This window comes from Thalassospira mesophila (assembly GCF_002115755.1).
In the GTDB taxonomy this organism is placed as follows: Bacteria; Pseudomonadota; Alphaproteobacteria; order Rhodospirillales; family Thalassospiraceae; genus Thalassospira; species Thalassospira mesophila.
Map to the genome: position 1 here is coordinate 445,412 of NZ_JFKA01000001.1, position 21,700 is coordinate 467,111.

Annotated in this window: 16 protein-coding genes; 10 read left to right on the forward strand and 6 right to left on the reverse strand. The window is 55.3% G+C overall.

The features are described 5' to 3' along the window. Positions 1-2,409: a phenylalanine--tRNA ligase subunit beta gene (pheT, locus tag TMES_RS02090; protein ID WP_085578956.1), complete on the forward strand. Its 2,409-nt coding sequence runs from the start codon at positions 1-3 to the stop codon at positions 2,407-2,409. 103 nt (positions 2,410-2,512) lie between these two features. Here pheT and TMES_RS02095 read toward each other — a convergent pair whose 3' ends face one another. Beyond that, entirely contained in the window at positions 2,513-3,178 is a 666-nt protein-coding gene (locus TMES_RS02095) for a peroxiredoxin-like family protein (RefSeq protein ID WP_085578958.1), read from the reverse strand. Positions 3,179-3,277: 99 nt separating this feature from the next. Between TMES_RS02095 and TMES_RS02100 the strand changes: the two genes are divergently transcribed. Then, positions 3,278-4,177 (forward strand): LysR family transcriptional regulator, encoded by a 900-nt coding sequence (locus TMES_RS02100; RefSeq protein ID WP_085578960.1) that lies wholly within the window; start codon positions 3,278-3,280, stop codon positions 4,175-4,177. 24 nt (positions 4,178-4,201) lie between these two features. Here the strand turns inward: TMES_RS02100 and TMES_RS02105 are convergent, their stop codons facing one another. Both TMES_RS02105 and TMES_RS02110 read right to left on the reverse strand, forming a co-directional pair. Then, positions 4,202-4,654 (reverse strand): hypothetical protein, encoded by a 453-nt coding sequence (locus tag TMES_RS02105; RefSeq protein ID WP_085578962.1) that lies wholly within the window; start codon positions 4,652-4,654, stop codon positions 4,202-4,204. A 52-nt stretch (positions 4,655-4,706) separates the two neighbouring features. Further along, entirely contained in the window at positions 4,707-6,755 is a 2,049-nt protein-coding gene (locus TMES_RS02110) for a PAS domain-containing sensor histidine kinase (protein WP_085578964.1), read from the reverse strand. A 298-nt stretch (positions 6,756-7,053) separates the two neighbouring features. On the opposite strand from TMES_RS02110, the gene lepA reads away from it, so the two are divergent. Together lepA and TMES_RS02120 are read left to right on the forward strand one after the other, a co-directional pair. Further along, positions 7,054-8,859 carry a translation elongation factor 4 gene (lepA, locus tag TMES_RS02115; protein ID WP_085578966.1) on the forward strand — a complete coding sequence of 602 codons (1,806 nt, stop codon included), beginning with the start codon at positions 7,054-7,056 and terminating at the stop codon, positions 8,857-8,859. Positions 8,860-8,992: 133 nt separating this feature from the next. Further along, entirely contained in the window at positions 8,993-9,454 is a 462-nt protein-coding gene (locus TMES_RS02120; RefSeq protein ID WP_085579798.1) for a heme-degrading domain-containing protein, read from the forward strand. Between the two features lie 58 nt (positions 9,455-9,512). Here the strand turns inward: TMES_RS02120 and TMES_RS02125 are convergent, their stop codons facing one another. The 3 genes from TMES_RS02125 to TMES_RS02135 all read right to left on the reverse strand — a co-directional run bounded on the left by TMES_RS02125 (position 9,513) and on the right by TMES_RS02135 (position 11,630). Further along, a complete protein-coding gene (locus tag TMES_RS02125; protein WP_085578968.1) occupies positions 9,513-10,286 on the reverse strand; it encodes a nucleotidyl transferase AbiEii/AbiGii toxin family protein in 774 nt (257 codons plus the stop codon). Next, a complete protein-coding gene (locus TMES_RS02130; protein WP_085578970.1) occupies positions 10,283-10,495 on the reverse strand; it encodes a hypothetical protein in 213 nt (70 codons plus the stop codon). Before TMES_RS02130 ends, TMES_RS02125 begins: the two co-directional genes overlap by 4 nt. 106 nt (positions 10,496-10,601) lie before the next feature. Then, the gene (locus tag TMES_RS02135; protein ID WP_085578972.1) at positions 10,602-11,630 is read right to left on the reverse strand and encodes an NAD(P)/FAD-dependent oxidoreductase; all 1,029 of its coding nucleotides are present in this window, start codon (positions 11,628-11,630) and stop codon (positions 10,602-10,604) included. Positions 11,631-11,865: 235 nt separating this feature from the next. On the opposite strand from TMES_RS02135, the gene tsaE reads away from it, so the two are divergent. The 6 genes from tsaE to trxA all read left to right on the forward strand — a co-directional run bounded on the left by tsaE (position 11,866) and on the right by trxA (position 21,641). Further along, the gene (tsaE, locus tag TMES_RS02140) at positions 11,866-12,342 is read left to right on the forward strand and encodes a tRNA (adenosine(37)-N6)-threonylcarbamoyltransferase complex ATPase subunit type 1 TsaE (protein ID WP_085578974.1); all 477 of its coding nucleotides are present in this window, start codon (positions 11,866-11,868) and stop codon (positions 12,340-12,342) included. Beyond that, on the forward strand, positions 12,339-13,484 hold the full coding sequence (locus TMES_RS02145; protein ID WP_085578976.1) for an aminoglycoside phosphotransferase family protein: 1,146 nt from the start codon (positions 12,339-12,341) through the stop codon (positions 13,482-13,484). The genes tsaE and TMES_RS02145 overlap by 4 nt, the downstream gene beginning before the upstream one ends. Next, on the forward strand, positions 13,474-14,205 hold the full coding sequence (locus TMES_RS02150) for a nucleotidyltransferase family protein (RefSeq protein ID WP_085578978.1): 732 nt from the start codon (positions 13,474-13,476) through the stop codon (positions 14,203-14,205). Before TMES_RS02145 ends, TMES_RS02150 begins: the two co-directional genes overlap by 11 nt. Before the next feature lie 132 nt (positions 14,206-14,337). Next, positions 14,338-17,652, forward strand: coding sequence for a double-strand break repair protein AddB (gene addB / locus TMES_RS02155; RefSeq protein WP_245835170.1), 3,315 nt, complete (start codon positions 14,338-14,340; stop codon positions 17,650-17,652). Further along, positions 17,649-21,227: a double-strand break repair helicase AddA gene (addA, locus tag TMES_RS02160; protein WP_342746300.1), complete on the forward strand. Its 3,579-nt coding sequence runs from the start codon at positions 17,649-17,651 to the stop codon at positions 21,225-21,227. Before addB ends, addA begins: the two co-directional genes overlap by 4 nt. A 93-nt stretch (positions 21,228-21,320) precedes the next feature. Continuing rightward, the gene (gene trxA, locus TMES_RS02165) at positions 21,321-21,641 is read left to right on the forward strand and encodes a thioredoxin TrxA (RefSeq protein ID WP_085578980.1); all 321 of its coding nucleotides are present in this window, start codon (positions 21,321-21,323) and stop codon (positions 21,639-21,641) included. Positions 21,642-21,700 lie beyond the last annotated feature (59 nt).

Consider the following 21,700-nt stretch of genomic DNA (forward strand, 5'->3'; position numbering starts at 1 on the left):
ATGAAATTCACATTAAGCTGGCTAAAACAGCATCTTGAAACCGACGCTCCGGCAGCGCAGATCACTGACAAGCTGACGGCCATCGGCCTTGAGATTGAAAGCATAGTTGACCGTGCGGCGGCCCTTGCCGATATTCGGGTTGGCTATATCGAAGAAGCAGGCCAGCACCCCGATGCCGACCGTTTAAAGCTGTGCAAGGTTAACACCGGCAGTGGCATGATCCAGGTCGTGTGTGGCGCGCCCAATGCCCGCACGGGCATCAAGGTTGCTTTGGCGCAGCCCGGCGCGATCATTCCGATTGATGGATCGAAGCTGAAAGCCGGTAAAATTCGCGGTGTGGAAAGCCAGGGCATGATGTGCTCGACCCGTGAATTGTGCCTGGGCGAAGACCATGATGGCATTATTGAACTGCCCGCCAACGCCGAAATTGGCGCGCTTGTTGCCGGTGTTTTAGGGGCCGATGACCCGGTTATTGAAATCAACCTGACGCCAAACCGCCCCGATTGCACCGCTGTGCGCGGCATTGCCCGTGACCTGGCGGCGGCTGGCATGGGCACGCTTAAGGACGATCCTTATCAGGTGCCTGTCGATGGCAGCTTTGACAGCCCGGTTTGGGTTCGTATTGCCGATGATGTGGCCGCCAATGCCGCTGCGCCAGCATTTTATGGCCGTTATATTCGCGGTGTGAAAAACGGCGAAAGCCCGGACTGGTTAAAAGCCCGCCTGGAAGCGATTGGCCTGCGCCCGATTTCGATTTTGGTGGATATCACCAACCTGGCGACGTTTGATTTGGGCCGCCCGCTGCATGTGTTTGATGCCGACAAGCTAAGCGGCAATATTGATGTGCGTTATGCCAAAGACGGTGAAAAGCTTCAGGCGCTGAACGACAAGGAATACACCCTGACCCGCGACATGGTGGTCATTGCCGATCAGGCGGCGGCGCAAAGCATTGGCGGCATCATGGGCGGTGAATTAACCGGGTGCCAGAACGACACGGTTAATGTGTTTGTTGAATGCGCGCTGTTTGACCCGATTGTGACGGCGAAAACCGGGCGCAAGCTGCAGATTAATTCCGATGCGCGCTATCGGTTCGAGCGCGGTGTGGATCCGCAATCGGTTATTTGGGGGATTGAAGTTGCAACCCGCCTGATTACCGAACTGTGCGGCGGTGAGGTGTCGCATGTGGTGAAAGCTGGCACCGTTCCGGCACCAAAAAACAGCTTTGATTTGCGCATCACCCGCATTGCCGAATTGGGTGGTGTGAGTGTGTCGCAAGACCGTGCGGCTGAAATTCTGACCTCCCTTGGTTTTGCCATCACTGCTGGCGAAGGCGTTTTAACCGCCATCGCCCCGACCTGGCGGCCCGATGTGGTGGGTGAAGCCGATCTGGTTGAAGAAGTTCTGCGCATCGTGGGCTATGACCAGATCCCGACGGTTGATCTGGAACGTGAAACAAGCCTGCCGGTTCCTGCCCTGAGCCCGATGCAAAAACGCGTTGGTTTGGCGCGCCGGGTGCTGGCATCACGCGGTATGTATGAAACCGTGACCTGGGCCTTTGCCGACTCGCGTTTGGCCAAAGAATTTACTGAACTGAAAGAAGGCCTGTTTCTGGCCAACCCGATCAGCTCTGATCTTGATGTGATGCGCCCTAATGTGCTGATCAATCTGATTTCGGCGACGGGTCGCAACCAGAACCGTGGTTTTTCCGATCTGGCCCTGTTTGAAGTTGGGCCGGAATTTTTCGGCGATCAGCCGGGCGATCAGCGTTTGGTGGCGGCGGGCCTGCGTGCCGGTGCCACCACGGACCGCAGTTGGACCGGGTCGCGCCGCGATGTTGATGTATTTGACGTCAAGGCCGATGCCGAAGCCCTGATTGATGCGCTGGGCGTGCCTGCCGGGAACATTCAGGTGAATAGTGATGGTGCGCCGGGCTGGTATCATCCGGGGCGGTCGGCTGCGTTGCAGTTGGGCCCGAAAAATATGCTGGGTTATTTCGGCGAATTGCATCCGCGTATTTTAAAGGCGCTGGATGTGAAGGGCCGTTTGGTAGCGTTTGAACTGTTTGTTGAAAACCTGCCGATGCCCAAAAAGAAAGGTACCAACCGTCCGCCGCTGAATGCGTCGGCATTCCAGTCGGTTGAACGTGATTTTGCTTTTTTGCTTGATGCAACGGTTAGTGCCGAACAGGTGGCCAAGGCTGCGCGCAGTGCTGATAAGGGCCTGATCAGCGATGTGACGATTTTCGATCTTTATGCCGGTAAAGGCATCGAAGAGGGCAAAAAGTCACTGGCATTTTCCATCACCCTGCAGCCGACCAAACAAACCCTGACCGATGAAGAAATCGACGGGGTTTGCAAAAAGGTAATTGCAGCTGTTGAAAAGGCAACTGGCGGCGCGTTGCGCGGCTGATAAGTGTTGTTTCGATACCGAATAAAAGCGGGCCACCTAATGGTGGTCCGCTTTTTTTTATGGGCTGTTTCTGTGCGCGTCGAATGGGTATCGTACAGGGTGATTAAGCCTGATTCTCCGATTTCAACCGGTCAAGAACAGCAAAAATATCGGACGGTTCCGGGCGTTTGGTGTAGTCGGCATTAACCTCGGCATAGGCGATGGTGCCAGTTTGATCAATCACGTAGCGGGCTGGCATGGGCAGGGTCCAGCTATCTTCGCCGTTAAACGTGGTTAAATCAGCGCCGAGTTTTTTGTGAACGTCCTGCAAATATCCCGGAAGGTTCCAGCGCACGCCAAAAGCATCGCCGGTTTTACCCGCTTCATCGACCAGTATCGGAAAGCCGAGATTGTTTTGACGGTGCGATTTGCGACTGTTGACGGCATTTTGTTGCGATAAGGCAACAAGCGTTGCGCCGCGGGCTTCAATCTCGCTGCGGGCTTCTTCCAGGGCTTCAAGGTCGAGGTTGCAATAAGGGCACCATACCCCACGATAGAACGTAACCACCAGCGGGCCTTTTTTCAAAAGCTCGACCGAGGATATTTCAGTGCCATCGGCATCATGCAGGGTAAAGGCCGGGGCCTTGTCACCGGCTTTAAGGGCGCGGTCTTGTGCGCCGCTGGCGATCAGCTCGTCGGTGGCGCGGTGCAGAACCGCAACCATGTCGGCGGGCAATAATGTGCCTTCGGCGTGGGCTTTGAGGGCGGCGAGTTTTTCTTGCAGGGACATCTGTCTTCTCCATATGCATGAGGTGTTGCGACAGAAGATGCCTTTTGCTGCATTTATTCAGTAGCCAGTGATTATGACTTTAAGTTATTCATTTTTATTATGAGTGATCATTTATTTGCCTTACGCCTGTTTGTGCGTGTGGCCCACAAGGGCAGCTTTTCGGCGGCGGGGCGCGACATGAATGTGCCGCAGCCCACTGTGTCGCGGGTTATTGCCCAACTGGAAGAAAAAGTTGGGGCATTGTTGCTGACGCGCACCACCCGTGCCGTCACCCTGACCGACGCCGGGCAGGATTTTTTATTACGGGTGGAGCAGATCCTGGCCGATCTGGATGCGGCCGAACATGCGGTGCGCGGCAATGGCGAATTGCGCGGGGTGTTGCATATCGGGCTGTCGTCAAGTTTTGCCCAGCGCATGGTCGTGCCGGTATTAGCGACCTTTCTGGCAAAACATCCGGCCCTGCGCCTTGAAATGATTATGGATGATACACGGCAAAACTTTATCGCCGACGGCGTCGATCTGGGGTTCCGGTTTGGGGTGCTAAGTGATTCTGCTGCCGTGGCGCGCAAGGTGGGGCAGTGGCAACGGGTGGTGGTGGCAGCCCCGGCCTATCTGGCACGATCACCGGTGTTGCGGGTGCCTGCTGATCTGGCGGCACATTCGGTTATTATGGGGCCAAGCCATGCGAGACAGGCGTGGGTGTTTCGTCGCGGGGGCGAGGTTGCCTCGGTCCGCGTGTGCGGGCAGGTGGCAACAACGGTAAACGAGGTGGCCACAGCCGCGGCGGTGGCCGGGATGGGCCTTGCCTCCATGAGCAGGGCAGCCTGCATGCACGAGCTTGGCAGCGGGCAACTGCTGGAGGTTTTAACCGGCTGGGATATGGGGCAGGTTGAACTGCATGCCATTTTCCCCGCTGGCCGGGCAGCAATACCCGCCGCCCGCGCCTTTGCCGATTTTATGGCGGCGGAATTAGCCAAGGCACAGGCCATAGCCCCTTAAAGCCGTATCCGTTACTGTTTGGTCTCAATAAGTGCTGCGTTTTTTCATCACCGCATAGGTTTCTTCTTCAAGGTCGGCGGCAATCAGGTCTGGCCCATTGGTGTAAATGCGCCAGGATTTTTCGAATTTTTCACAATCGAGCGTCAGCCGGTCGGCGATGCTGGTCCATTGGCATTTGCGTGGTTGGTCCAGCCCGACAAGGTTGCCTGTTGAATTGTCTTCGAGATGCATTACCAGCAATTGCTGGTCGGTGGTGACGGAATAAACGCCATATGTTTCGTTGGCAAAACGATAGCTGATTTCCGTGCCATCAAGCTGGCGCCAGCCACTGGGCAGCGGGCCGTGAATGTCGCGCAGGGAAAAGGCTGTTGCAAGTTGCTGCATATGGTCGTTGGGCATGATGCGCGGGTCGCTGCTACAGGCAGAAAGCAAAACCAGCCCTGTGATCATGGCGGGAATAAAGCCGTTTTTCTTCATTTCAGTCTCCTGTAGGGCGGGTTAAAAACCGTGATGTTCCCTGCCATTATAATCATTCCTCGGATCCACGCAGGGTGAAAACAAAGGATGCGCCGGGGTCGCTGATGGGGCGCGAGGTATCAAGCCATATTTCGCCGCCATGCTGTTCAACGATTTTGCGGCACAGCGACAGACCAAGGCCGGTACCGCTAAATTCATCCTTATGCAGGCGTTGAAACAGGCGGAAAATGCGCTGGGCATGTTCGGGGTGAATGCCAATGCCGTTATCATGCAGGGTAAAACGCCACAGGTCGGGTTTTACCGGATCGCGCAGGGCCGAGATGTTGATCAAGGGCGGTACGCCGGGGCGGGCATATTTAATGGCATTGCCGATCAGGTTTTGAAACAATCGCGATAAGGCGATGCGGTCGCCATACAGCTGAGGCAGGGCGATATGGGTGATCGTGGCCCGGGTTTCGGAAATGGCGGCTTTTAAATCGGCCTGGGCCTCGTTCAGCACTTCGTTGCAATCAATGATCGACTGATCGCCACTTTGGTTGCCGGTACGGGCATATTCCAGCAGATGCGTTATCAGCTTGTGCATCCGTTTGGCACCATCGACGGCATAGTTAATATATTCGTCGGCATCGGGGCCAAGGGTGCCACCATAACGCCGTTTTAAAAGCTGGGTATAGCTGGTGACCATGCGCAAGGGTTCTTGCAGGTCGTGGGAGGCCACATAGGCAAACTGTTCCAGGTCTTCGTTGCTGCGTTTAAGCTGGTTCAGGGTTTCACGCAGTTTTTCGGCGTTATCGACAAATTCGGTCACATCGCGTGCACTGCCCAGCATGACACCATCCACCGGGCCAATACAGTGCCACGCCAGCCAGCGATCATGGCCATTTTTGTCGGCCATGCGAAAGATTAGTTCATGGTCGGGCTTTTCACCGCTGATACAGCCGGCAAAGGCATGGGCGGCTTCTTCGCGCTGGTCCTCGGCAAACAGGTCGAAAAACGGGGTGCCAATGGCAAAATGTACTTTGTCGCCCAAAACGCTTTCAAGGGCGGTGCTAAATCCGCGCAAGCGGCCCTGTATATCCACCGCAATGGCCGGTTCGGGGGAATGTTGCAAATAGGCTTCGAACGGGTTGCAAATTTCCTGACTGGCCGTGGTTTCAAGCAGCAGGACGGTGACGTAATTTTTACCGTGGTCGGCGTGGCGGGTTGCTGTCAGGTAAAAGCGCTGGCCGTTTGTGTCGCCGCTGTTCAGGGTGACCATGGCGGCAATACGGTCCTGGGGCCAGCGGTCATCGACCAAGGCGCCGCGCAATTGCGCATAGGACGCGGGACCAAGCAGCTTGATAAAATCATCTGCCGTCGGGGTAACCGGGTGGGGGGAATTGCCCAGAACTTCGGGCCAGTTTAATTGCAGGGTTAGCGGGGTGTTTGGCGTTGAAATTTGCCAGCCGATCATGGCGCAGCCAAAATTCGACAGGTTGTTTTCAACATCGCTGAAATGCCCGGCCAAATCAGATGCCCGGATATGCTGGCGTTTCAGGCGCAACCAAAGCCACACCGACAGCCAGGTCATGACCAGTAAAATCAGGGCAAACAAAACCGCATGCAGGGCCAGCCCGCGAAACCATTCATGCAGCAGTGCCATTTTGGGCACCATGACCACGGCCATGCGGTCAAGCTCTGGCATGGAATGATAGGCCAGCATAATCGCTGTTTTGCCATGTTCGCAGGTCAGGCTGCCATCGGTGCTGTCATGATGCCGGGCAAGGGTTTCGCGCAGTTCAATGGCCAGATGTGGCGGAAAGCTGCCATGCAGAACCGTAAGGCTGTTATCAAGGACCACCAGCGAAATGTTGTCCTGATGGACGGGGATGGACAAAAGATCGCGCTTGTTGGCCTGGGCCACCGAAATGCTGATAGAGGAAACCAGCCGCACCAGTTCGGATCGCCCTTGTTCAAGCGCGCTGTCATAGAGAGTCTTTTGAATTATTCCAAATGATAACAGAAGGATAAAGGCCCCGCTAAAGGAAAGGAGCAAAAGGCGATGACGCAATGTGCGCAGGCTTCGCTGCGACAGAGACGGTTCAATGGCGGTCAGAAACATTGTACTGGGCGCATCCCTGTCGATTCTCTCTATACGGATGAAAGACAAAAGCCTAAATAAACCGGCACAAAGCGTAAAGCGAGATTGCTATGACCCGGTGGTTGCTGTTAAACGATCCGCTTGTGATCGGGAATGGTGTTTTCATCGCAGACAGCTTCTTGCCGAAAAGGGCTGTCTGGTTGCCTGCTGTCGCAGGTGCCTCTTTGGCATGCTGACGCGGCACTTTGAACACACTCCTTTTTCGATGCACTGACGTTCCACTGGATATATCGATAGCTGATTGCTAGAAAAGCATCCCATGACCGATCTTAAACATATACGAAATTTTTCGATTATCGCCCATATTGACCATGGCAAGTCCACACTTGCCGACCGGTTGATTCAATTAACGGGTGGTTTGACCGATCGCGAGATGAATGAACAGGTTCTCGATTCGATGGATATCGAACGTGAACGGGGCATTACCATCAAATCGCAAGCGGTCCGCCTGAAATATGTCGCCAAGGACGGGGAAGAATACACCCTGAACCTGATGGACACCCCGGGCCATGTCGATTTTGCCTATGAAGTCTCGCGGTCGCTTGCGGCGTGCGAGGGGTCGTTGCTGGTGGTTGATGCCGCGCAGGGTGTTGAAGCCCAGACGCTGGCCAACGTTTACCAGGCAATGGACAATAACCACGAAATCATTCCGGTTTTAAACAAGGTTGATCTGCCCGCAGCAGAACCCGACCAGGTTAAGGAACAGATTGAAGAGGTTATCGGCATTGATGCGTCGGATGCCTTGATGATCTCGGCCAAAACCGGCATGGGCGTGCCTGATGTGCTTGAAGCACTGGTAAAGCGCCTGCCGGCACCAACCGGTGATGCCGATGCACCGCTTCAGGTTTTGCTGATTGATAGCTGGTATGACGCCTATCTGGGCGTAATGATTTTGGTTCGGGTTAAGGAAGGTACGCTTAAACGGGGCCAGAAGGTCCGGTTTATGAATGCCAAGGTAACCCACACCATTGACCGGGTTGGCGTGTTTACGCCCAAACCGCTGGCACTTGATGCGATGGGGCCGGGCGAAGTCGGCTTTATCAATTGCGGTATGAAAACCGTTGCCGAATGCGAAGTTGGCGACACGATTACCGAAGAAAAACGCCAGTGTGCCAAACCACTGGCCGGTTTCAAGCCGTCTATTCCCGTGGTTTTCTGCGGTATTTTCCCGGTTGATACCAGCGAATACGACTCGCTGCGCGATGCGCTGGAAAAACTGCATCTTAACGATGCGTCTTTTCAGTTCGAACCTGAAAACTCGACCGCGCTTGGTCTTGGTTTCCGGTGTGGCTTCCTTGGGTTGCTGCATCTTGAAATTATTCAGGAACGGCTTGAGCGCGAATACGAACTGGACCTGATCACGACGGCACCGTCGGTTTCCTACAAGATCCATCTGACCAATGACGAAGAAATCATGCTGCATAACCCGGCAGATTTTCCCGAAGTCACCAAGATCAGAGCAATCGAGGAGCCGTGGATTAAAGCCTCGATTATGGTGCCTGATGAATATCTGGGCGGTATTTTGACCCTGTGTACCGAACGGCGTGGGGTGCAGCTTGATCTGACCTATGTCGGGAACCGGGCGATGGCAGTTTATAAATTGCCGCTCAACGAAGTGGTTTTCGATTTTTATGACCGTCTGAAATCCATTTCGCGCGGTTATGCCAGCTTTGACTATGAACTGGCCGATTACGACGAAAGCGATCTGGTCAAGGTATCCATCCTGGTCAATGACGAACCGGTTGATGCGCTGGCATTGATGGTTCATCGCGGTCAGGCCGAAACCCGTGGCCGTGCCATTTGTGGCCGGTTAAAGGATTTGATCCCGCGCCAGATGTTCCGTGTGGCCATTCAGGCCGCCATCGGCGGCAAGGTGATTGCCCGTGAAACCGTTTCGGCGCTGCGTAAAGACGTGACGGCGAAATGTTACGGCGGCGATATTTCGCGTAAACGCAAACTTCTGGAAAAACAGAAGGCCGGTAAAAAGAAAATGCGCCAGTTCGGCAAGGTCGAAATTCCACAATCGGCCTTTATCAATGCGCTTAAAATGAGCGACGATAAATAAGCCAACCGGTAATAAAGACCAAAGGCCGCGCCCGATGATCCCGGGCGCGGCCTTTTTTTATGTTGCGTCATGCCGGGCCGGTGCGTTTAGCTGCTGGCAACTGGCACCACATTATTGGCAATGGAGTATCCACATGGATCTGGATTTATTGGCCCGGCAGGAAAGCAAACTGGTTTTTGATGCCTTTGATGAAAACATGGCATGGAAAGTGGGATCGGCTCTGGTGGAAGTGGCCCGTGCGCGCAATGCCCCGGTTGTGGTCAATCTCCGTACCCCGAACCGTACCTTGTTTCATGCTGCCCTGCCCGGAGCTGTGCCTGCCAATGACGAATGGGCGCGGCGCAAAAGCAACCTTGTTTTACGTGAGCACCAATCATCGCGTCGGTTTGGCATGGCTTTGCAAACCAAAAACAAAACCCTGGCCGATCACGGCCTTGATTTCGCCGATTATGCCGATCACGGCGGCAGTTTTCCCCTACGGGTCAAGGGGGCCGGGGTGATTGGGGCAATTACCGTTTCCGGTTTGGCATCGGCCGAGGATCACGCAATGATTGTTGAGGTGCTTTCCGCGATTTTGAAGGTGTCGGCGGAATAGGGCAGATGTTAGCAAGGTCGATGATTGTTTTTGCGAAAGATCTTCTGACTGAATAGTGTCAGTCGATTAAATCTTGATACAGGGGATTTGTTAAAGGTTCCATCGTACGGGATCTTCGTAACCGATTGATGCCTTCTTCTACCGTGTGCCAAAATTTTGGGGCAATATCGAGGTCGAGGAAGTTTTTTTTTCGGATTTTGGAGTTTTCAACACGTTTAAGCGAGAGGTCGAGTGCTTTTTCAACGTCATAGGCGTTGTTTGCAATTCTGATTGCTTTGCCGAGATTGAGGCTTGTGTCGGTGAGTATAGCAAGGTCGTATAGATCTCTATTGTTAAGTGAGGAGTCTCCTCCTCGATCCGTGTTCGCCAATAATTTCTGGACTGTTAAATCCAGATCACTGAGGCATGGAACAGGGATGTTCTTGTAAAAAATCGCAGGACTAAAGGAACTCAACCGTGATTCCTGAAAAATTTCAAACTTTATCGGGAAGTTCTCCGGTTCCGATGTGTCACCAATCTGGATACCAAACCGGATGCCATATTGGTCGCTTCGGGCTTCACCCAGTGCAATATCGTCTGGTAAACTCTTAAACAAAACGGCGGCATGGGAGCCAAAAGACCCAATCATGTTCCGTAATGTGCGATATCCGTTTTTTTGGGGATCCGGGACAAAGTCGATGTCGTCGGACCTGCGATATTCACCATGAGTAAGGGCAAGCATTGTTCCACCACAAAACAAAATAGCATTATCGGCAAAGAAATCGTCACGCAGGAACGACAGCACATAATGTATTTTATTGTGATGGTTGTGTGAAAACGGCCCGTTTATCATGCAACCTGCCGGGCAAGCCACGAATGATTACGCATTGCAATTTTACGGATATAGTTTTTTTCAAAAGTTGTTGGGGTGGCGATAATGCCAACCAGATTCCAGTTGCGTTCGTATAGTGCCAAGGCTTCCTGTTCTGTCAGGTCACGATCTTTCCGGCCTTGCCAAAGCAAGGCGTTTAATAGTGGAAATTGTGTTGCGGTGATTTCCATTATCGTGAACCTGACAAAAGTTACATTTGTTCTCCGATTACCGGAAAATGTTGATCCTAGTTGACAGGATAGTCAACATTTTTGCCAGCAGGGGTGGGTTAAAGCCTTATTCCGCAGGCACGCCGGTGGTTGTTGAATATTCGAAATGAAATTCCTTGTCCGGGAACAGGTAGCTGCGTGCGCTGTGGATGGCACTTGCCCCTTCGGCGAAGCCCGACAGGATCAGTTTGAGTTTGTGATCATAGGTGGCGATGTCGCCAATGGCGTAGATGCCGGAGACCGAGGTTTCCATTGTCGCCTGTTTAACGCCGATATGGTTGCGTTCCAGGTTCAGGCCCCAGTCTGCAATCGGGCCAAGTTCCATTGCCAGACCAAAGAACGGCAGCAAATGATCGGCTTCAAGGTCAAGCTCTTCGCCTTTAAGTGTTGCCACTGTTACATGGCTCAGCTTGCCGCTGGCGGTGTCGCCTTTTAGGCCTTTAAGCTGATAGGGGATAACCATTTCAATTTTGCCCGCTTCGGCAAGGGCGGTGAGTTTGGCACTGCTATCGGGGGCGGCGCGAAATTTTGGGCGGCGATGCACGACATAAACTTTTTCGGCTATGTCGTGCAGCGAAAGCGCCCAATCAACCGCCGAATCACCGCCACCGGCGATAACCACCTTTTTACCGGCAAAATCAGCCCGGCGTTTAACGTAATACTGAACCCCGCCAGAGCCTTCAAAATCATCGAGCCCGTCCATCGGCGGTTTGTTGGGACCAAATGCCCCGCAACCTGCGGCGATAACAACAGCACCGGCATCAATCACGGTGCCAACCGATGTTTCCAGGGTAAAGCGGCCATCGTCGCGTTTTTCAAGTTTGGTCACCTGCTGGCCCAAATGATAGGTCGGCTCGAACGGGGCGGCTTGTTTGGCAAGCTGGTCAATCAGGTCCTGCCCGGTGATTTGCGGATGGGCGGGAATATCGAAAATCGGTTTTTCCGGGTAAAGGGCGCTGCACTGGCCGCCGACCATGTCGAGCGCATCGATGACATGGGTGTTAAGGCCCAGCATCCCGGCTTCAAATACGGCAAAAAGCCCGACCGGGCCTGCGCCAATGATGGCAATATCCGTGCTGTGCGACGCTTCCGACATCTTGATTCCATTCCAAAAAACAAAGGGCGTAAACCTGTCAGGGGCGAAATAGCATTTTGTGCCCGCAACCGCAACGGTGTCCGGCCTTGGTGCCGTGACGTTGACGTGGTTTTAACGGGCCAAGGTTACAATAAAACCACAGTCAAAAGCATTGCGAAATCGGCCTTTCTGCCCGTAAAACAGGGGATGGCCGACAAATTTTGTCACATCACTGTGAAAGCGGGCGCAGGCACCTATGGAAAAGACCGTCGATATTAAAAATCAGGCTGGAACCGAAAAGCTGGCCGCCAGCCTTGCCGCGACAGCCGGGGCCGGTGATGTGATCTTGATGCATGGCACGCTGGGCATGGGCAAAAGTGCCTTTTGCCGTGCCTATATTCGTGCCCTGGCCGATAACCCCGATGAAGAAGTGCCCAGCCCTACTTTTACGCTGGTGCAGGTTTACGAGCTGGAGCCGTTACCGGTATGGCATTTTGATTTGTATCGTTTGTCCGACCCCGAAGAAGTGCATGAACTTGATATCGAAGACGCCTTTAACGAGGCTGTCAGCCTGATTGAATGGCCCGACCGGCTGGAATATCTGACGCCGGAAAACCGGCTCGATATTTATATTGAACCCGGATCGAACCCTGATGCGCGCCAGATAAAACTGGTGGCGCACGGTAATGACTGGGAAAAACGCCTCGATAGCGTTACCGGGAAGGTGGCATGAGCCAGACAGACAATAAAGGGCGCGAAACCGGGATTGACGGTTTTTTGCGCCAGCACGGCTGGGCAGATGCCACGCGCGAAAAGCTGGTCGATGATGCATCGGCGCGCAAATACTGGCGGCTGAGCCAAGGTTATGAAACGGCGTTATTGATGGATTTTCCACCCGATGCGGTGTCGATTGATCCGCATGGCGTAAGAGACACGCCCGAGCGCCCGGCATCGATTGCGCCGGTTGTTGAAACAACCGCGATGTTTACGCAGTTGGGCTGGCGGGTGCCACATATGCTGGCCCATGATGTGGCGCAAGGCTTGGCCCTGATTGAAGATTTTGGCGATCTGACCTTTACCAGTGTGCTGAAGATGGGCGAAATTTCCCCCGCCAGCCTGTATATTCACGCAACAGATGCCCTGGTGGATTTGCATCGCCGCGTTGATCGTGACGTGGCGGAGGGAGATTGGGCGGGAATCACATCAGCGGGGATCAAATTGGCCGGGCTGGTGCGCTATCAGCCCGAAAATTTGCGCCGTCAGCTTGCCAGTTTTTGCCGTGATTATTTGCCGCTGGTATTGGCCGATGCCAGGGCACGCGACAGCGCGATGCAGGATTTTAACCGCCTGTTGGACGATATTTTACCCCAATGCTGGCAGGCTGGTGAAACGATTATTCACCGTGATTACCATGTCGATAACCTGATGCTGGTCGATACCGATGATGGTGGGGTTGATTGCGGGATTATTGATTTTCAGGATGCTGCCATCGCCCCGCGTCCCTATGATCTGGTGTCGTTATTGCGCGATGTGCGCCATGATGTGGGCGCCGATTTGGAACGTGCGATGTTGGACCGGTATCTCGCCGCGTTTCCGGCTATTGATGAAGCCGCCTTTTACCGCGCCTATATTGCCACCGGCATGGTGCGCAATTTTCGCATTTTAGGCCGGTTTGGCTGGCTGGCGCGCGAAAGTGGTAAAACCCGCTATCTGGAATTTATTCCAAGGTGTTGGGAGTTGATCTTGCGCGGGGCGGATGACAATTTGCCAGCGTTGGCAGGCTGGGTTGAAACGCATATTCCCGCCAAGGCCCGGTTTGAGCCGGTTGTGCCATCGACCCATTCCAAAAATGGACCCGATCATCATGAGCAATAACCTGAACCACGTTTTAAAACCGGCGCAGGCGATGGTATTGGCCGCAGGATTGGGCAAACGCATGCGCCCGATTACCGACCATATGCCCAAACCCTTGGTCAAGGTGGCGGGCAAGCCGATGCTGGACCATGTTTTGGACCGGTTGGGCGATGCCGGGTTTGACAAGGTGGTGGTCAATCATCATTACCTTGGCGAAATGATAGCGGAACATGTAGCAAAGCGGGATTTTCCGGCTGTTATCTGTTCGCCAGAGGCTGAATTGCTGGAAACCGGTGGCGGGGTGCAAAATGCCCTGCCGATGCTTGATGAAAATGCCGTGCTGGTCGCCAATGCCGATATGTTCTGGACCGAAGGCAAAGACCCGCTTTTCACCCGCATGATCGACGCCTTTGACGCCGACCATATGGATTGTTTGATGGCGATTGCGCCCGTGAATGGTGCCTTTGGCTATGACGGGGCCGGTGACTTTTTTTGGCAGGTGGATGGACGGTTAAAACGCCGGGGGGAGGCCGCAAATGCACCGTATTTTTTCACCGGGGTGCAAATTTTAAACCCCCGGCTGTTTGATGGCATATTGCCGGGTCATTTTTCGCTTAATGTTATTTATGACCGCGCACTGGCAAACGGGCGCTGTTACGGGCTGGTGCATGACGGGGGCTGGTTTCATATTGGCACACCCGAAGCCCTGCGCGATGCCGAGGATGCCATCGCCGCATCGTAAAACGGTTTTGGCAGGGTGCCATCGCGGCCATATTCGGGTTAGTCTGGGTTTTCGACACCATCGCTATTTTTACATGGATACCGGTTGCCGGAAGTGTCCGGTTGGGCGGGTTTAACTGAAACGGGGACGACAATGACGGACAATCTGTTTTACATCCCGCCCGGTGCCCCGTTTGCCGATATGCTGGCCCGGCAATTATTGCGTGAAACGGCGGATCAACGGGTAATTCTGTCCGATACGTTGCTTTTGGTGCCCAATCGCCGGTCGTGCAAGGTGATGCGCGATGCCTTTTTGCGCCAGACACAGGGCAAGGTAACCTTGCTGCCGACCATTCGCCCGCTGGGCGAGGCTGATGAAGACGAACTGGCGATGTTTGGCCGGGCTGATCAGGATGTTGTGCTTGATTTGCCGCCTGCCATTCCGGATTTGCAACGAAAATTGCTGCTCACCCGGCTGATCATGTCGCGCGCCGATTACAAGGGCGAAAAACCCACAGCAGATCAGGCGGCACGGCTGGCCGGAGAACTGGCCCGGTTTTTGGACCAGGTGCAAACCGAAAATTGCAAATTTGATGATCTTGAAGGGCTCGTTCCGGCCGAATTTGCCCAGCATTGGCAATTGACGCTGGAATTTTTGCAAATCCTGACCACGTTCTGGCCCAATATTCTGGCAGATCAGGGTGTGAGCGACCGTGCCGCGCGGCGCAATGCCATGATCGCGGCGCAAATAGAGCTGTGGGGCGTTAACCCGCCTGATTACCCGGTGATTGTGGCCGGGTCCACGGCGCCATTTCCGGCTTTGCGCACCCTGACCGGGGCGGTTTTAAACCTGCCGCAAGGACACGTGGTGTTGCCGGGGTTAATGACCGGCCTGTCAGCGGTGGATTGGGCCGCCATTAACGATGATGCCGCCCATCCGCAGCATTTGTTAGCACGGCTGTTAAACCATATCGACCGTACAGCAGATGATGTTTTGCCGTGGGGCGGGAATGATACGGATGTTGACGCGGTTGATGCTGGTGGCGCAGTTGATGCCGGTGGCGCGGTTTTCGAAAATGCCGGGGGCAATGATACGCCTGTTGGGGGCGCGCAATCCTCGCCGTCCCGCATGCGTGATTTGTTTGATGAGGTGGCGGATCCTGCTGCATCAGACGGGCAAAGGTTGCCATTCGCGGCCAATCAAACCGCTGTGAAACACAGTTCGGCCCGGTATGAACGGCGTCGTCTGGCACGCGAGGCTTTGCGGCCCGCCCAGACCACCGATCAATGGCGCTATATTGACGATTTTGCACCAGACGTGCTGGATGGTGTGTTGCGGGTGGATTGTTCCGGTGCGCGCGAAGAAGCCGCCACCATTGCCCTGATGATGCGTGATGCGCTGGAAAACCCGGCAAAAACCTGTGCGCTGGTCACGCCAGATCGCGGGTTGGCCCGCCGGGTGGCAACCGAATTGCGGCGCTGGGAAATTGATGTTGATGATTCTGCCGGGGTGCCCTTGCACGATACGGCCCCGGCCATTTTCATGCGTTTGGTGGTGCGCACGGTACAGGAGCAATTTGCCCCGGTGCCGTTGCTGGAACTGTTAAAACACCCGTTATGCGCGGCTGGTTTACCACCCGAAACGTTTCGCACGCAAACCCGCCTGCTTGAATTGCAAATTTTGCGCGGGCCCCGACCGGGGCCGGGGCTGGATGGTTTGGCCGACGCGATTGACGGTTGGCGCGATGAAACGATTGATCGCATCACCAGGGCCGATGCCACCAATGCTGCTCGCCGGATCGAGCGCATTCGCGATGATCATCAGCGATTGCATCAATTGGTAGAAGCCCTTGATGCGGCCTTGTCGCCATTGCTGGACCTGATGGCCGATAAAACCGTGCTGCCGGTCGAGGCCCTGCGCACCCATGTGCGGTGCTGTGAAACATTGGCGGCCAGCGACCAGCAAAGCGGGCCAGACCGCCTGTGGCGCGGTGATGCAGGCGAGGTCCTGGCTGATTTTGTTTATGAATTGTTACAGGCCTTGCCGGGCTTTGATGCCCTGCAAGGCGCACGTTACGGTGCGTTTCTAGATGCCTTGATGGCCGACCGAGCGGTGCGCCCAAGGTTTGGTAAACATCCTCGCCTGTTTGTTTGGGGCACGGTCGAAGCCCAGATGCAACAGGCCGATTTAACCATTTTAGGTGGGCTGAACGAAGGCGTGTGGCCACCCGATGCCGGGTCTGACCCGTGGATGAGCCGCCCGATGAGGGCAAAATTTGGCTTGCCTGCGCCTGAACATCGCATTGGCCAGTCCGCCCATGATTTTCAGCAATTGTTTTGCGCGCCAAAAGTGGTGATGACCCGTGCGTTGCGCGTGGGCGGCACGCCAACCGTGCCGTCGCGGTGGTTGTTACGGATTGAAAACCTTTTACGCAAGTCTGGCGTGGCGATGGAAAAGGCGGACGCCGCACAGTGGCGACACCTGGCCGACCAGCTTGACGAACCAACGGCGGAAATGCGGGTGCGCATTGGCCGCCCGGCACCGACACCGCCGGTGGCAGCCCGGCCCAACCGCCTGTCCGTCACGCAAATTGAAACATGGATGCGTGACCCTTATGCGATTTATGCCCGCCATGTTTTAAAACTGCAAAGTCTGGACGATATCGACCTTGACCCTGGCGCAGCAGATTATGGCAATTACATTCACGAGGCGCTGGACCGGTTTATCAGCCAGTATCACGCCCATTTACCCGCCGATTCCGAAGCACGCCTGATGGACATTGGCGAGGAGGTCTTTGCGCCGTTAAAAGCCCGCCCCGGATTATGGGCGTTCTGGTGGCCGCGATTTGGGCGCATTGCCAAATGGTTTGTCCAGACCGAAGCCGGGCGACGCGATTCTTTGCGCGCATCCTATACCGAACGCAGCGGCAGCCTTGTTTTAGGATCGGGATTTGAAGTTTATGCCCGGGCGGACCGGGTGGATGTGCTGCGCGATGGCGGCATTGCGATTATTGATTATAAAACCGGTGTGCCGCCCAGTGCCAGGGATGTGATTAATGGCTTTGCCCCACAATTGCCGCTTGAAGGGGCGATTGCCGAACAGGGCGGTTTTAACGAGGTGGATAAAGGCCCGCCTGCATCCTATGCGTTCTGGAAGCTGTCTGGTGGGGACCCGGCGGGGGAAATTCGCGAAATTGATACCGCACGGATGAAAACCACCCCACATGACCTGGCGCGTGATGCCGTTGCCGGGGTTGCCGCCCTTGCCATCGCCTTTGCCGACCCGTTAACCCCGTATTTAAGTGTGCCACACCCCGATAATGCCCCGAAATATTCCGATTATGTGCATTTGTCGCGCGCACGCGAATGGATGGGCAGCGAAGACGAGGGCGATGGTGAAATTGTGCGGCCTGTAACATCCGCGCCATCATTAGAACCAGCATCAGTTAGCGGCGGAGACGAAAAATGACCCGGAATGTTGATGATGGTGCGGCGGCTGTGACCGATATTAAACGCCAGCCTATGCCGCCACTGGGCCATGATGGCGGCAGCGATGACCCTAATGTGTTGCAACGCCGCGCATCGGACCCGATGGCATCGGTTTGGGTGTCGGCATCGGCCGGGGCGGGCAAAACCAAGGTATTGTCGGACCGGGTGTTGCGCCAGATGTTATCGGGCACCGAACCGCACCGCATATTGTGCCTGACCTTTACCAAGGCTGCCGCTGCCGAAATGGCCAACCGGGTGAATGAACGGCTGGGCCGCTGGGCCACCATGGATGATGTCGATTTACAGCGTGATCTGGCCGATTTGGCCGGAACGGCACCCGGCGCGGATGAAACCCGCCGCGCGCGCCGTTTGTTTGCCAGCGTGCTTGATGCGCCGGGGGGCATGAAAATTCAGACCATTCATGCCTTTTGCCAGTCCTTGTTGCGCCGGTTTCCGTTGGAAGCCGGTTTGGCTCCGCATTTTGAAATTATGGACGACCGTACCGCTGCCGAAACGATGACCGATACCCAGGAAGAAGTGCTGGCTTATGCGCGTAGCGGGCAAGACCCGATATTGGCCGATGCGCTTGCCGTGGTGACAGGGCAGGTTCGTGAAGGCGCGTTTGGCGATGTGATGCGCGATCTGGCCCGCGAACGGGGCCGGTTAAAACGCATGCTGGATGCGCATCATGGCCGTGATCGCATGTGTGACGCGGTTTATAAATCGCTGGGCGTCGCACCGGGGCAAACGGCGGAGATGATGTTGCGGGCCGCGCTGGCCGATGGGGCGTTTGACCGCGACGGGTTGATGATGGCACTGGCAGCCCTTGAGGCCGGGACAAAAACCGACAAGGACCGCGTACCTGCACTGGTGCAGTTTTTGGAAAAAACCGATATTGATGCCCGTATCGCAGTGTTTAGCGATTATCGCACGGTGTTTTTCACGGCATCTGGTGACCCGCGCGCCAAATTGATTACCAAAAAGGCAGGCGAAAACCACCCGGCGGGGGCCGATGCGCTGGCACAGGAATGTGCCCGGCTGGTGGAACTGGAAAAAAATCGCAAGGCTGCGATGTTGGCGGAATCAACCGCCGCGCTGATTTGCATGGGCGAAGCCATGCTGGCGCGTTATGCCCGCAAAAAGGCGCTGCATGCGTGGCTGGACTATGACGATTTGATTTTAAACAGCGTGCGGTTGCTAGAACAGCAGGCCGGGATCGCCGGACCGGCAGAACAGGGCAGTATGGCGGGATGGGTGCTGTTTAAGCTTGACGAAGGCTTGGATCATATCCTGATTGACGAAGCCCAGGATACCAACCCGGACCAATGGAAAGTTGTACAAATTCTGGCCGAAGAATTTTTCAACGATGCCAGCCACCACGAAGACAAACCCCGGACCATCTTTGCCGTTGGGGATGCGAAACAATCTATTTACAGCTTTCAGCGCGCTGATCCGGAAAAGTTTGCCGAGATGCGCCGCCATTTTGCCGGGCGTGCTGCTGAAATTGAAGCCGAATGGCGCGAAGTGCCAATGAACATATCGTTTCGGTCCACCGATGCGGTTTTGGGCGTGGTGGATAAGGTGTTTGCCGGGCCGATTGCCCGCCAGGGTGTGGGTGATGAAGGCCGCGATGTGGCCCACCTGGCCTTTCGTCAGGGCCATGCCGGGCGCATCGAATTATGGCCACCTGTTGCCCCGCTGGCACGCGAAGACCAGCAACCGTGGACGCCGCCCACCCGGATTGTTCGCCTTGATGACCCGGAAATAAGGTTGGCGCGCGTCATTGCCGGGCATATTCGCCATGCAATCGATAGCCGTGAAATTTTGTCCTCGCGCGGGCGCCCGGTGCGGGCCGGTGATTTTATGATTCTGGTGCGCCGTCGTACCGCCTTTGTTGACGAGGTGGTCAAGGCGCTTAAGGAACGTAACGTCCCCGTCGCCGGTGTTGACCGCATGGAAATTACCGAACAACTGGCCGTGATGGACCTGATTGCCTTTGGCCGGTTTTTGCTGATGACCGATGACGATTTAAATTTGGCAACCTTGTTGAAAAGCCCGATCATTGGCTTTAGCGAGGAACAGTTATTTACCCTGGCCCATAACCGCAAGCGCACATTATGGCATGCGTTGCGCGAACGGGTTGGGGACGACCCGGTGTTTGAGCGTGCTTATGGATTTTTGGCGCGCTGGCTGGGCCGGGTAGACTATGAACGCCCGTTTGAACTGTATGGCGAATTGCTGGGTGGGCGCGGGGATGATGCGCGTGGCGTGCGCGCACGCCTAGTGGGCCGGTTAGGGATCGAGGCCAACGACCCGATAGACGAATTTTTGAACCTTGCGATGAATTACGAGGCCGAACATGCGCCAACCCTGCAAGGCTTTTTGCACTGGTTGATGGCGGGCGATGCCGAGATTAAACGCGACTTAGAGCAAAGTGGCCGCGATGAAGTGCGGATCATGACGGTGCATGGGGCCAAGGGGCTTCAGGCGCCAATCGTGTTTTTGCCCGATACCATGCAGGTGCCGACCCAGGCCCCCAACCTGTTTTGGCAGGATAAGGACCAGTTAATGTTTTGGTTGCCGCGTGTGGCGCTGGAAAATGACCGGGTAAAGCTGTTGCGTGATGACATCGCCTTAAAACGCGATCAGGAATATAATCGCTTGCTGTATGTGGCGCTGACCCGGGCCGAAGACCGGCTGTATATTTGCGGTTGGCAGGGGCAGAAAACCCCGCCTGAACATTGCTGGTATAATTTGTGTGAAGCGGCCCTAAGCGATTTTGCATCACCCGACGCAATGGATTTCAGCATGCTTTCGCCCTCTGGCTGGCAAGGGGACGGGTTTGTTTGGAAAACGAAACAAAGCGTGGAGCCCAAGCTGGACAAGGTTGGGGCAGGGATGGTCGCCGATGGGGCAGAAACGTTAGCCAGTGATGAGGGAATGCGGAAACTGATCCGCGCTGCAGCCCCCGAAGAAGTGTTTCCACCGCGGCCCCTGGCGCCTAGCCGCCCGCTCGAAGACGAACCATCGGTGCAATCGCCGCTGGGCGGGGATCAGGGACAAAGTTTCAAACGCGGTATTTTGATCCATAAATTGCTGGAACTGCTGCCCGATTTGTCACCCGACCGCCGGTTTGATGCCGCCGAGCGGTTTTTAAGCCAGCCGGTGCACGGGCTGGAGCCCGATCAGCAGTTTGAAATTGCCAATGAAACACTGGCGATTTTCGAGAACCCAGAATTTGCCCCGATATTTGGCCCCGCATCGCGCGCCGAGGTGCCGCTGGTGGGGATTGTGGGCGGGGATGTGGTTTCGGCCCAGATTGACCGGCTGGTGATTGCGGGCGATGAAGTGATGATTGTGGATTATAAAACCAACCGCCCGCCCCCGCGTGACGTGGCACAAACGCCGATGGCGTATCGGCGGCAAATGGCGATTTATCGCGATGCATTGACCCAGATGTATCCCGATAAAACCATTCGCTGTCATATTCTGTGGACCAACGGCCCATGGATGGTGGAACTGCCCGAAACCCTGATGCGAATGCAACGCGCTTGACCTTTGGCCTCGGCCTGCCTACCTTTGCATCCATAAGCGGATCGAGGTCGCCCGCTTGGGCGTTTGACCTCGCAACAACTAGGATCTGACAGAATGACAACGATTAAAGTATCCGATACGTCATTTGACTCTGACGTTATTGGCGCAGACGCGCCGGTCCTCGTCGATTTCTGGGCGGAATGGTGCGGTCCGTGCAAGCAGATTGCCCCATACCTTGACGAAATCGCCGGTGAACTTGGCACGAAACTGACTATTGCCAAGGTCAATATCGACGAAAACCCTAATACCCCGGCCAAATACGGCGTTCGCGGCATTCCGACCCTGATGATTTTCAAGGGTGGTGAAGTGTCTGCGATCAAAGTGGGTGCCATGCCGAAAAGTGCTTTGGTTGACTGGATCAATCAGTCGCTTTAATCGGCCATGTGTGGGCTTGAATATCGAAAAAGGCGGGCGCCACAAGGCCCCGCCTTTTC